The following is a 12,692-nucleotide window of genomic DNA, read 5'->3' on the forward strand; positions in this document are numbered from 1 at the left end:
GTCGTGTGAAAGGGATGTGGAAAGATATCCGCAAACCGAGGAAACCTCATTAGCAAAAAAATGGTATGAGGATAATGGAAAACCATTTCCATTAGAATGGTCAAAATCAGAAATTATAAAGGGGAACAAAGGGGGTACAACGATTGTCGTCCCTTTAGAAAATGGCTTAAACTTAGGGCCGGATAACTCTATACAACAAAACCTTGTTTTCACTATTGACGAACATGATGTAGTTAAAGGAAATAAAGTGGTCGTATTTTCGGATACACGTACGATAACTGAACATGGAAAGGAAGCAATTTCTAAATTTGTTAAAAAACAGGATAGCAACAGTCAAGACCAGGGAAAAGTATATTTTCTTGTTTATGACTTGAAAGAAAGTTTGCTGTATAGCCAGCTTTTGGACGCTGAGGGATTTAAACCTGTAAATTTGCGCCTGACTACTAAGAATAAAGATAGCAAGGTCAAAGCTCACAACGACGCACCTTCTACAGGTAAAAATATACCTGTTGTTTGTAAAGAGTGGTATTTAGTTGAGTATTATGATGATGGTTCCGAATATTGGATGTATTTATACACAGCCTGCAGTGGTAGTGGATCGGGAAATGGCGGCGGTGGCGGTGGCGGCACCGGAGGAGGAGGCGGTGGTGCTTCTTATTTGTACGAATCTCCATCAGAACCAATTAATCTTCAGCAATTATTAAATTGTTTCAACAATGTTCCATCAAACGCTCAAACCACATATAAAATAACTATTCATGCTCATCTTGCAAATCCAAACAACGTCACTCAAGTTTACAATTTTTCAACGGATGATCCTGGACACGCTTATATAACAATGCAGAAATCCAATGGTTCAACCACCCGTTCACTCACTTTCGGTTTTTATCCTTCTTCAGATTCTTGGATGACTGCGGTAAAAGATGCTGAAGGCGCATCAATTGGACGGGAAGACCCACAACAACGTAGAAGCGACGCAAGCTATACAATAAACGTAACTGCAGCCACCTTTAATAATGCGCGTAACATTGCATTGACAGGAAGTACGAGGCCGTACGATCTTAATGATTATAATTGTACGGATTATGCAGAGGAAGTTTTTAATGCAGCGTTGGGTGGGGCCGGACTAGCAGTGCCAAATAGTACTATAGGCTATACGACCCCAGCAGGCTTATATGGCCGATTAAGCCAAATGAAGACAGCGGGAGTCACTGGTATTTCACTTACACAGAGCATGGCACCTACCAGTACACCTGCATGCAACTAAATAGAAAGATATGAAGAAGAAAACAATCCTTATTGTATTTATTAGTATATTATTGGTTCCCAATTTACCAATAATCAATAAGTATATTGCTCATCGATTAGATGAAGGACATTTTAGATATGCTAATTTAGACGGATCATTTATCATAACTCAAAATTTTTCTTTCAAAAGTCCTGGTTTCTCTACTTTTAGCTTTGAACACTTTATTAAAGAAACCTCTCCTGCTAAAGAAAATCAGAAGCTTTACCGGTTATACAAAATTAATCCATTATGTTTTTGGCGATGGAAAAATTATATTGTTAATGGAGTTCATTTTGACTATATGGACTGGGAAGTCATTGATAAGAATATGCAGAAAAAAAGATAAATACCAAGAAAGGAATATTAAATAAGTAAGTGGGGTTATTTAGATGACCCCACTTACTTATTTAACACTTAAGTATTGCGGTAAGATAAGATTACAATCATTATATAATAAAGGTTATATGTCAATAACTATTCTATAATTTTGTATTTTTTAAGAAAATCAAGTTTTGTTTTAGCCAATGGCAGCTGAGAAAGCTCTTTATTATCTGTTCTGTATAACTTAAACGAGGAAATATTATTAATTGTATAAGTTGAATCTATATCTAGAGTAGGATCCCAGGTTTCCTCTTCAGTAAAATCCTGATATAAAGTAGCGATAATTACATCTTTATACAACAAATGAGATATATTAGATTTTTTATCATCTAAACTATCTTTTATCAAAAAAACACCCTTATCTGTAATTAGGGTATCATAGGTAAAGGTTAAAATAATATTTGCATCATTTTCGAATGAATAATGATAATCACCTTTGAAGATGAGTTTATCTTTAACGTTATTTTTTTTTAAGTATGGAATCCTGATTCAGCGCATTATTCTTAACCTTTTGGGTATTCCCAGAACCGCAAGCACAAATTGTCAACAGTACTATTAAGCTTAGTATTTTCATGTACTTATTTAAATTTAATTAAATATAGATTTAATTTCGTTCATTATCCAACCCCATATTTCGTCTAACTGCAAATATGCAATGATTATGCTACAACCCCATTTATCTCATTCTAAAAGACCTCTAAAGTAGTCTCTATTTAGGCTATTGCTCGCTCTTTCAGTGGTCAATACAAACAAAGACCTTGTCTGGGAATAAAGTGGAGCGTATTATAATTGGGGCAGTATTGTATTTCGGTCTGGAGACCAGAGTTCAAAAGAGAGCATTGAAGTGGTCCTTCGGAACAATAAACTGGAGGACGGTATTAACGAACACTTTATGAGACAGTGTCTTTAAATGGAATGAGCCCAATAGAATATCGAGCTCATTATAACAAATCTAATAACTAAATTTGTCCACCTTTTAGGGTCAGCTTAACTGACAACCTCTGTGAAAATTATTTATTACTTAATGCATAATCAATAAAACTATCTATGAAGTCACTGAAAGAATCTTCCGTTTTTTTATAATAAATTTCATCTCCATTTTCATTTGTATAAATCTTATTTTCATCATACTTGTAAATTGAAGGGTTATCTCCTTCTCCAATAAAGAAAAAGAAACAATTACTTCCGTTAAAATCAGCAAAAGCAAAATATGGTCTTAGCTTCAAATCAATACTTTCCATACTCTCCTTTATATTTTGTTGTCGCCAATTTAGATATTTTGCTTCTGAACTCCAACCATCTATAATCTGTTCAGTTTTTCCTCCTAAATATAAGAATTCTTTATAGGCCTGAGGAAATTTGATAGTGAACCATTGTTCTAATTTTTCAATTTCTACCTCGGATATTCCTTCATTTTCAAATCTTCCTACTTTAGGATTATTTTTCATTTTGGTTAAATATTGTATTTCCATCATATCAATTTTTAAGCTCATTGGGAATCCTTAATTTCATTATCTTTTCCGTTCATAGCAATTATATCTTTGTAAATCAGAAATATCAGCAGTATCAGATTTTTGGATCAATTTTGAAGTACAAATCTCATCTATTCCAATGTGATGATACCCTACAAAAAGAGCTTTATCAACAATTGGAAAATCGTTTATTTTATCATTTTTTAAAGTATTTTTAAAAACAACTTCTTATTTTATATTTCTAGCTTCTATAGGATCGCCAAGGTGAAATGTTCCATATCTACTATAAACAGTATATTTATCCTTACTAAATTTTACATATTCCTTTTTATCTAATAGATTAAAATGGTCTCCAGGAAGAGTTGGAGAAAAATAAATGAATTTATCGTCTTCAAAATAACTGGAATTGATTATTTTGAAGGATTTCTGATCAATAATATCTTTCACACGAACTTCCTTATCTAAAGAGTAGATATAAACAAAATTGTAAAATTCATAATAGTTATTTGCTTTCAATTTTTCTTGTTTCATCGGGTGACGATCTTTTGCCTTTAGTCTCACATAAACCTCATCATCCTTATCAATAAAAATTAGACTGTCTTTATTTGTTGTACAGTCTTGGCATTCTTTTAGGTTGTTCCCACAAGAAATATAAACAAATAAAGAAGCTAAAAGAGCTATTTTCGTTGAATTTTCCATATAGAGGATATTGTTTTGGTGGATGTGTTGCTATTATTATAGAAGCTTAATAATAAAGGTTATATCGTCAATAACTATTCGATGATTTTGTATTTTTTAAGAAAATCAAGCTTTGTTTTAACCAGTGGCAGTTGAGAAAGCTTTTTATTATCTGTTCTATATAGTTTAAACCAATCATTATGATTAGTTACATAAGCCGAATCAATATATAAAGTAAGTACTGATTCATTATCATCAGTGGGATCTTGAACTACCATACCAATAACTTTATTTTTATATAATAAATCATATCTAATAAGTTCTTTCGAATCCCAAATAACTTTTACTGGAAACACACCCTTATCTGTAATTAGGGTATCATAGGTAAAGGTTAAAATAATATTTGCATCATTTTCGAATGAATAATGATAATAATCTTTGAAGATGATTGTATCTTTAACGTTATTTTCCTTAAGTATGGAATCCTGATGCGGCGCATCCTGCTTAATCTTCTGGTTATTCCTAGAATCAAAAGAACAGATTATTAACAGTACGACTAAGCTAAGTATTTTCATGACCTTGTTTAAAATTTCACTAAAGATAAATTTAATTTCGCTCACTATCTAGCCCCATATTTCGCTTATATATAAATATGTAATGATTATGCTACTTCTTCACTTATTTCATTATAAAAGGCCTTTAGAGTAGCACTTTTTGGTTTATTGCTCGCTCTTTTAGTGGTCAATAAAAATAGAGACTACCTCTAGAAATTCTGCAAAGAGAAAATGGTTGAGAGCTTTAGATTCTGTATGACAGAAAAAGGATTAAGTATTTGTCGGGCTGTATTTCGGGCTGGATACCTTGGTTTTCAAAAGATGACTGAAGAAGTGCTCTTTTGGAACAATAAACCAGAAGAGTGTTCATGGTGGTTTGCACTTCTACTTCTATTCTCAACTCATCTACTTGTTTCTCTGTCTACTTTAATCATAATCTCCATGAGAAGATATGTCTTAGATGCATTAAAGGTTTTTACTTTCTCACAAAAAAGCCTTCAGAAAGTTAGACACTTTCTGAAGGCATAGTAAAATAATCTCTTAAAAAATCGTTTATTTCTGAGAAGCTATATTTTAAAAAGTCTGATGATGAAATGAGATCGAAAAATCGCTATTATTATGTTATAAATGCTATATGACAAACAATTATTCGATGATTTTGTATTTTTTAAGAAACTCAAGTTTTGTTTTAGTCAATGACAATTGTGAGAGCTGTTTATTATCTGTTCTATACAATTTAAACCAATCATTATTATTAATTGTAAAAGTCGAATCAATGTCTAAACTAATTATTGAAGTTTTATCATCAGTAGGATCCTCAATTACCATACCCATAACTTTATCTTTGTATGATAAATGATATATATTTGATTTTTTATGATCTAAAAAATGTTTAATTAAAAAAAAGCCTTTATCTGTAATTAATGTGTCATAATTAAAGCTCAAGACAATATTTTCATTATTCTCTAATGAATAATAATAGCTTCTATCCTTGATTTTATCTTTATTGTCTTTACAAGATACAAGAACTAAGAATAGTATTGATATTTTTAATATTTGGTTCATTGTTTTAGCGAATTTAACCGTCTGTCTACAAAGTTAATAATTTGATAATCTATTTTATCATACATTTCTTTTATTTTTGGCCTACCCGCTTTAGTATGAAGTTCTAAAAATCTCGTGTAGCCCAAGATTGCCTCTTTTGTGTCCCTTTTTACTCCAAAATATGGATCCTCAGGAGAAGCAGGATCATGCCATAAACCCCAAGCACAACAGGCTTTTTGTATATTGAAACAAGCACTTGTACGAAAATTAAAAATTGGATTTACCAGTCTTTTATCTAAAACTTTTGCAGCCTTTATATAGTATTCCACACGTTTATCAAAATGATTAAACCCACCATTGACTTTAAAAGCTATATAAATAAAATCATTTATATCCGCATCGTCATTTAATTTTGTTCTTATTGACCAGAACCATCCTCCTGAATCTAAGTAATATGGGAGATCATTAACTTTATTTTTATTACTTGTTGTACTTGTAAAATCAATATTAGGAAGATCTTTTTTCTTATATTCTTCATAGCCTACATAATTTTCTTTTCCTGTGAGTTGCATACATCCCCTACCTTTGAATCCACCGTAAGCGGTATCGGAGACTCCATTTTCTGTCTTAATTCTAAAAGCTTCTGTTTCAGATAAAACCTGACCGAAAAAAGAAATTTTTCGTAAAGGAGTATTTATTTCATATCTATCGAAAGTAGCATTCAGGTCTTTTATATATTTCTGTGCTGTTTTTGCAGGCACTCCCATTTGTGACAAATGATTTGCTGTTAATTTTGTTTCAAAAGAAGTTGAATAATCGGTTTTCAAATTGATATCAAAATTATCAGATCTTTTTGAAATCCCATTAACTGCAATTAAAACATAATACTTATTCTTTTCATTAGTAAATATATTACTGCTGGAATATCTATCAAGATTAAATTTCACTCTTGAAATCCCATTTGAAATTTTCACTTGTTTGCTAAAACCTTCAAAATAGAATCCTAAAGACTCTGCTTTAAATAAAGATAAAATTCCCTCAGAACTATTAAGTCCTTTTGCTTCTACTTCAAATTCCAAATTTATTAATCCCTCCTCTTCTTTAAATGATAAAAATTTTATATGTAAGATTTTTTCAGATGGATTTTCTACACCTTCTGTATTACTAAGTCCTAATGGTTTTATTCCTGGAACCCCTAATGGTTTTATAATACTCATTTTTTTAATTTTTAAATGTTAACAAAATAGAAATGGTGGTTTTTACCACCATTTCCTTCAATTAATTTAGCCTAACGTACTTGTCGTACCTGGTAGAGACAGCATAACTGCATCTACAGGTGCTCCAAAAGCACTTACGGTTTCCAATTCCTTCGGATTTTCACAGTTCTCCGGATTATCTTCAGGGAAAATCGGTAATGCATCTTCCACTTCAAGACCTGCAGATTTTGCCTGCAATATGGTCAAGGTTGTTGGTACACGTGTAATCCAGAATTTTCCTTGTGGAACGCCGGTAGGTTCACGCATTTCATCCACAATCGATAGGTATAACGGATCACCAATAACAGGCACTATCCCGCCATTCCAGATTCTTCCGGTATTCATAAAGAACTGTACTGCATCTTCAAAGCCTGGTTTTACAGTGACAATGACACGTGCCATACCTGCCTGTAAAAAACTACGGAACAATGGATTCAGCTCTTCTGACATATACAGATCTTTCCAATGGTTTTTATTTGCCCAATAGTAAGGATAAAAGGTATAATCCATTACATTCCATTCAAAAGCCTGTTCCATAAATTTGGCAAGAGCGGTGTACTGATCCAGATTGTCCCCAAACTTCATGCTAAAGCTTGTCATATTTTGACCATCATCGACAGACATTGCTGATCCAAGGGAATTGTAATTCTGCAACAGATAAGCTATACAGTTATGTTTTAAGATATTGGATTCTGTACTGCGGTAGAATATGGCCGCTTTTTCCTGATTCTGTCTTTCCTGTTCCGCTGCCTGTTCATTAACTGCTACCTGTTCATCGCGGAAGCTTTGATATTCCGCTTCATAAGCTTCAATAATTTTAGCGAATTGCTCTTTCTTCCAATTCGTGATATACTCGTCACTTAACACACAATCCACCGTTATTGCAAAGCTAAACTCCGCCACATTACTACCAGAAACGCTAAAAACATTACTTCCCTTTAAGCTTAATCCGCTTTTTTCTTCGGTTCCGCTCATTGCATCTTCATAATTCTTGAAGTTATATTCTCCTCCTGCCAAATCACTAAATTTTATAGAACTTGGTCTCGTATAATATCCTTCAAGCCAGCTGGATCTATTGTCTTCTCTAGTGGTTCGCCAAGTTATGGTATAGCTTTTTCCAATATAATCGTCCGGTATCTGAAAAGCTGTATCACCAAATAAACCATTATCTTCATTGTGAGGGGCACCATTTGCCTGATGGCTGACTTCGGTATTTGGTTTAAGGTTATCCAAAACAACTCCATAATGATCAGCCCAGTAGGCTAGAATACTTTCATCTTTGGCCGCATTTTTCATCGTAAAAGGAAAAGGTGCTTTTCTTGGATCTATAGGCTCCGTGAGTGTTTTCTTTACTGATTTTGTCGCCAAAGTGTGAAGTCTCGCAGGTTCCGGAATCATAAACTCAAACATCATCCTCTTTCCGTAGTTGAAGATCTGATTTTTCATTTTCTTATCCACCCAGCGGTAAACTCCTGAAATATGCTGCGGACGGGTTTCAGGGGTATTCGTTCCGATCACTTTACCACGGTTATCATATTCATGGACATTGGTCTCTGTATATTCTTTGATGATCTTTTCTACACGTTCCTCTGAAATCTTCGTCAACACACTTTCTAGCGCTCGCTCTGTAATTTCTTGAGATTTTGCGACAGCCTGTCTGGTACTATCCTGCTGTGCACTGTTACTTGCATAACTGCCACCAGCTTCAAAATACCAGGTTCCCGATTTACCAAATCTGGTATCGGCATCATAGCTTTGCTCTTTTTCCAGTTGGCGTGCCACTTCAGTCTGCATATCGGCTCTGGATGTTTTAGTGGTATCGGAAAGCTTTTCTATTTCCTGACTTTTGGATGTACTGGTTGTAATTTCCGAATATTCTCTGGATGTCGAGGATTTATGTCTCAGCTCACTGGCCATCACATTTTCAATATTGGAAATTTCACCCGGCACATAGGCATGAATACTTTGTTCTACCTTTAAATAATCAGCAATTCCCAAACGTTTTACGCCAAAATGTTTAGGCTGGAAAACTGAGGGTGATTCTGACGATGTATCCGTTGAATCCTGAGGTTTGATTATATTCAAAATACCACTCAAATCGGCATCATCAGCTACTGAAGCAAAATCCAACATACCTTCACATCCGTTATCAAACCAGGCATGTATGTTTATATAGCCTATATTCTCGCTATAATCAAGGATTATTGGTGGAATTGTTATTTTCCCATCAGAAACAGCAATGTTATAATGTGTTTCTTCCTGAGGAATAAGACCATTGCCAATTGTAATTTTTATAGATGAAACTGACCAGGAACTATCTTCAACGGTGAAACCAAAATATAGAGACTTTATCCTGACGAAGGAACTAATTTTCTGTACCCGCAAATAATAGCTGTTTGGAAATACTTGCGCGCTTTCCGCCATAGGGATTAATACACCTCCAATATTCGCAAATTGTCTTTGGGGTAGCGTTTGAAGCGATAATGCTTGTGAAAAATTTTCAGAAATTCCGCTGTTTAATTTTGTTATTACAGCTTCAAAAGTTGAATATATAGCATTCAATGACAGGGTAAAACCGCTGATCTCGGTCAATGTCGGTGAAATCACCTGAATGTCCATTTCGGTATCTGGATTTTGGGAGATGTACGTCTTTAAATCTTCACCATAATTGGTGAATAACTCCACAAATAAAGCAAAAGAGGTTGCTGTCAGTTTATTCTTTAAAACTGTCAGATCAATTTCTTTATTGAAAACAAATTCAAACAGAGGAATATTCAGCGGAGCAACGCTTTGATACGCCGCTGCTTTTTCAGCTTCTGTCGTCTGATCCGTAAAGCCCGCTTCTACCGCTCTGATCTCACTTTCGTATCTGTTCTTTTCTGGCTGTATACTGGCCTGATAAGCGGAATACTGCGTGTTATACGAGGCATTATAGGCAATAGTATACTCTTTTCGAGCATTTTCCAGCTCGCTTTTAAGTACCTCCTGTGCATCTTTTTTCATCAAACTGTCGGAAGTTCCAACTTCGATATTTGCCATATTGGTCAGCTGATTTTGCTCCGCTACCGATAAAGTTCTACTGTTAGCATATTTTATACTGGCACCTCCAATGGTACTTTGATTCACGGTAAATGGAATTCCATTATTCTCTGTTGTGGTATGCAGCACTAAAGCATCAGGAAAGACAATTGCTGCTGTTGCTGCTTTTACTCGAAAATCTTCACCATTGATTTTGATGGTTTCTTCGGTTCTCTCCAATGAATCGGCATCCAGGTAGTGAATCGCTTTGAGGATCTGAATGATCACTTCTTTTACTTGAAAATCATGCTGTGTTACAGTCTGATAGATCATATTGTCCCAAAGGATCTTCTGCTGTGCAATAGTCTCATCTGCATTCAGACCTGAAGTTTTGGCACTCCACTCTGATGTAGCCTTATTGATAGCACCCATTGTAATTTCTTCTCTTCTACAAAGGCTTTTTCCCAGACTGGATAATGCCGGATATAGGTTTTCCAGTTTTATATCTGATTTAAAATCTTCTGGAACAGTAAAATCCTTAGAAGCTCTTTCTAATGCTGTAAATTTTGTAATACCATCAGTTGTAGCTCCCGCTTCTAAAATGGCATCAAAAAAGCCTTTTATCCCTTCTACATCCGGACGGTGGATAAAGCCCAGATTTTCTTTTCTTGTTTCTGTTAATTGCGGGCTTCGTAAACCTGCTAAACGAAAAAGTGTTTGTGATGCGTTATTATTATTTGTACTCATTCTTTTATTTTTTTAAATTTTTAGACATAGTTTTACCTGTTGACCTGATTGCAGATCAATTTTTAAGGGTAAAAATTTATTTGTTAATGTGCCTGGATCAAGAGGAACTCTCTTGTCTCTAAAAGCTTAATATGGAATCGCGTTATTGAAAACAAGTGCTGGCAAAGTCGCTTTGTCCGTGATTCTAGCATCCTGATTCAGCAGATAGAACACACCGTTACGGCCATCATTCTTCTCATCTGTTGTTCCTCCCGACTGTCCAAGCATCTGTTGTGCATACGCGTTTACACTTCCTGCTTTCGCATTTGGAAATTTAGCCAGGAAGTCTGCAGCATTGAAACTTTGGTTGATGGTGACCGGACTAGCACTAGCAGTATAGTTCAGATCATGGTTAAATCCATATGTCGCTCCTGTAGCAGCTGCCGTAAACGCACCGTTTAAAGTCAGGATATTCGGATAACTCGCATCCGGGAACATCACATTTAAATCATAGGTTAAGCCATTTCCTGCTACTTCAAATGGTTGTCCCCCATCATTGGAACGAATGGAAGTCGTCTCATTCTTGGCAATAGGAATCATTCCTCCCCAGCTAATCGCATGGGACACATGGTTGGTCTGTGTGAACATACCGCCGATATGTTTCATATTGGGCGCATATTTCAGGAAGTTCGCTTCACATAGGATCCGATTGTTTTTAGCAAATAGGTAAAATGCATTTTCAATTGTACCCGTTGCATTACCCACTGATTTTCCGTTCCAGAACAGTTCTCTTCGAACGATATTAAACGCCAGGTACCCTGAAGTCAGGTTACCAAATCCACCTTCTCCGATATAATTAAAACAATGCGATACATCTTTCAATTTCGGATTCTTCCAGAATAAGGATACCGGTATAAAATCGTAAGATGAGTTTATACTGTGTTTATCTCTATAATTTCCTGCTGTGATCCCATTGTAGTATCCTTTCCCTAATTTGGAGTTTTTAAAACATTCAAAAACACTCACCAGTTCAGCGAAACTGTCCAATAGGCCCGGAAGGATCTTTTTAAGTCCTGCTTTAAAGAATGTACCCAGTAATATCGTGGGTTTGGTAATCTGCGCAAGCATGTCTGCTGGAAAACTGTCAAATTCCCTGCTTACCCCAAAACCGTAGAATGTGGCGTTCATGCTGGTTACTTGCGGTGTTTCCAATTTAAAACTTGGGTTAACATTCGCCTGGGACAAGCCTGCAAAGGTAAAATCCAGATTTGTTAATGAATCGGACCTGAACTTCGAAATCTCCTGTACATAGTTGTTGATGGTTGGAGATAGATATCCTGCCCCGCTTGTCAAACCTTCACAGAATCGTACATAGTTGACGTTGGATCCAGCATTAATGGTGACTACATAGTCTCCAATATTATCGAATATATGATAAAAAGTATTACCATTGTCTACATAATGAATATTTCCTTCATTATCCGTCCAGGACTGGGAACCATTGAAAGTAGGCACCGAAACCAGGTCTTCTTTCCCATCCCCATAGTTAATCTTAGCGAGTGTCTGGGTGTCCGAAGTCCGCAAAAGTGCGATAGGCACCTGCTCATTTAGTTGGGTAGTTCTTACTGTGAATGTAATCTCCGTATTCGATAGATCTGGTTCGAGTGTTACTGCGATGGTCATGTCTTCTGTTACGGTCACGGTTTCTGTTTTTGGAAAATAGCCAGGTCTTTCTACCGTATAGCTCACCGTTGTTCCTATGGTCACATTGCTGGTATTTCCCACAACGTCATTGATCTTAACCGTCGCATCGTCAGGTGTTGTGGTGATCGTCAATGTACGTTTTGTCTTTCCGTAGAAAATTAAATCTAATAAATCCTTGATAGGCATCTGGTCGAATGTTGTCCCAACAGGTACTCCCCCTACTGGGTAAATGCTCGGAAGCGGATTGGTATACTGCATGGATGCAGCATCCATCATTTCTTCCTTGTGCCAGTAGCTCTCCAGCCATGCCCAAAATTGTTCTTGATCGGGGACATCCCCATTTTCAAAAAACTTCTTTAATTCTGATTTTGTTGTCATAATAAAAATTTTGAATTTGTTGTCAATACCGTTCCGTTCTCACGGCGGCTTCTTGTTAATTAATCTTCCAGTCACTGTGCGCATGCTTACACTCCTTCTGGAATTTTGTGATCATTAAGCTGTTAATATCATTTTATCTCCCTCACTATTTTAGTACGTCCTCTTTGATCTTTCAACTGTTAAACATAAAACT

At 35.5% G+C, this 12,692-nt stretch carries 10 protein-coding genes; 2 read left to right on the plus strand and 8 right to left on the minus strand.

Going from position 1 to position 12,692, the window contains the following annotated elements; all coding sequences use genetic code 11:
* The first annotated feature begins 16 nt into the window (after window positions 1–16).
* Entirely contained in the window at window positions 17–1,267 is a 1,251-nt protein-coding gene (locus LZQ00_RS08580) for a hypothetical protein (protein ID WP_234514603.1), read from the plus strand.
* A 10-nt stretch (window positions 1,268–1,277) separates the two neighbouring features.
* Window positions 1,278–1,634, plus strand: coding sequence for a hypothetical protein (locus LZQ00_RS08585; protein WP_234514604.1), 357 nt, complete (start codon window positions 1,278–1,280; stop codon window positions 1,632–1,634).
* A gap of 128 nt (window positions 1,635–1,762) precedes the next feature.
* Here LZQ00_RS08585 and LZQ00_RS08590 read toward each other — a convergent pair whose 3' ends face one another.
* The 8 genes from LZQ00_RS08590 to LZQ00_RS08625 form a co-directional block, all read right to left on the minus strand.
* A complete protein-coding gene (locus LZQ00_RS08590) occupies window positions 1,763–2,017 on the minus strand; it encodes a hypothetical protein (RefSeq protein ID WP_234514605.1) in 255 nt (84 codons plus the stop codon).
* Window positions 2,018–2,679: 662 nt separating this feature from the next.
* The gene (locus LZQ00_RS08595; protein WP_234514606.1) at window positions 2,680–3,162 is read right to left on the minus strand and encodes an SMI1/KNR4 family protein; all 483 of its coding nucleotides are present in this window, start codon (window positions 3,160–3,162) and stop codon (window positions 2,680–2,682) included.
* Window positions 3,163–3,369: 207 nt separating this feature from the next.
* Window positions 3,370–3,840: a hypothetical protein gene (locus tag LZQ00_RS08600; RefSeq protein ID WP_234514607.1), complete on the minus strand. Its 471-nt coding sequence runs from the start codon at window positions 3,838–3,840 to the stop codon at window positions 3,370–3,372.
* 74 nt (window positions 3,841–3,914) lie between these two features.
* Window positions 3,915–4,394, minus strand: a complete 480-nt coding sequence (locus LZQ00_RS08605; protein WP_234514608.1) for a hypothetical protein — start codon at window positions 4,392–4,394, stop codon at window positions 3,915–3,917.
* Window positions 4,395–5,018: 624 nt separating this feature from the next.
* A complete protein-coding gene (locus LZQ00_RS08610) occupies window positions 5,019–5,438 on the minus strand; it encodes a hypothetical protein (protein WP_234514609.1) in 420 nt (139 codons plus the stop codon).
* Entirely contained in the window at window positions 5,435–6,634 is a 1,200-nt protein-coding gene (locus LZQ00_RS08615; protein ID WP_234514610.1) for a glycoside hydrolase family 19 protein, read from the minus strand. Before LZQ00_RS08615 ends, LZQ00_RS08610 begins: the two co-directional genes overlap by 4 nt.
* 66 nt (window positions 6,635–6,700) lie before the next feature.
* On the minus strand, window positions 6,701–10,438 hold the full coding sequence (locus LZQ00_RS08620) for a hypothetical protein (protein ID WP_234514612.1): 3,738 nt from the start codon (window positions 10,436–10,438) through the stop codon (window positions 6,701–6,703).
* 126 nt (window positions 10,439–10,564) lie between these two features.
* Window positions 10,565–12,499 (minus strand): PEGA domain-containing protein, encoded by a 1,935-nt coding sequence (locus LZQ00_RS08625; RefSeq protein WP_234514614.1) that lies wholly within the window; start codon window positions 12,497–12,499, stop codon window positions 10,565–10,567.
* Between the last annotated feature and the right edge of the window lie 193 nt (window positions 12,500–12,692).

This window comes from Sphingobacterium sp. SRCM116780, assembly GCF_021442025.1.
GTDB lineage: Bacteria > Bacteroidota > Bacteroidia > Sphingobacteriales > Sphingobacteriaceae > Sphingobacterium.

Coding starts and splice junctions, on each gene's coding strand:
- LZQ00_RS08625 (WP_234514614.1), bottom strand. CDS start 12,499: ATGACAACAAAATCAGAATTAAAGAAGTTTTTTGAAAATGGGGATGTC.
- LZQ00_RS08615 (WP_234514610.1), bottom strand. CDS start 6,634: ATGAGTATTATAAAACCATTAGGGGTTCCAGGAATAAAACCATTAGGA.
- LZQ00_RS08595 (WP_234514606.1), bottom strand. CDS start 3,162: ATGAGCTTAAAAATTGATATGATGGAAATACAATATTTAACCAAAATG.
- LZQ00_RS08585 (WP_234514604.1), top strand. CDS start 1,278: ATGAAGAAGAAAACAATCCTTATTGTATTTATTAGTATATTATTGGTT.
- LZQ00_RS08610 (WP_234514609.1), bottom strand. CDS start 5,438: ATGAACCAAATATTAAAAATATCAATACTATTCTTAGTTCTTGTATCT.
- LZQ00_RS08605 (WP_234514608.1), bottom strand. CDS start 4,394: ATGAAAATACTTAGCTTAGTCGTACTGTTAATAATCTGTTCTTTTGAT.
- LZQ00_RS08620 (WP_234514612.1), bottom strand. CDS start 10,438: ATGAGTACAAATAATAATAACGCATCACAAACACTTTTTCGTTTAGCA.
- LZQ00_RS08600 (WP_234514607.1), bottom strand. CDS start 3,840: ATGGAAAATTCAACGAAAATAGCTCTTTTAGCTTCTTTATTTGTTTAT.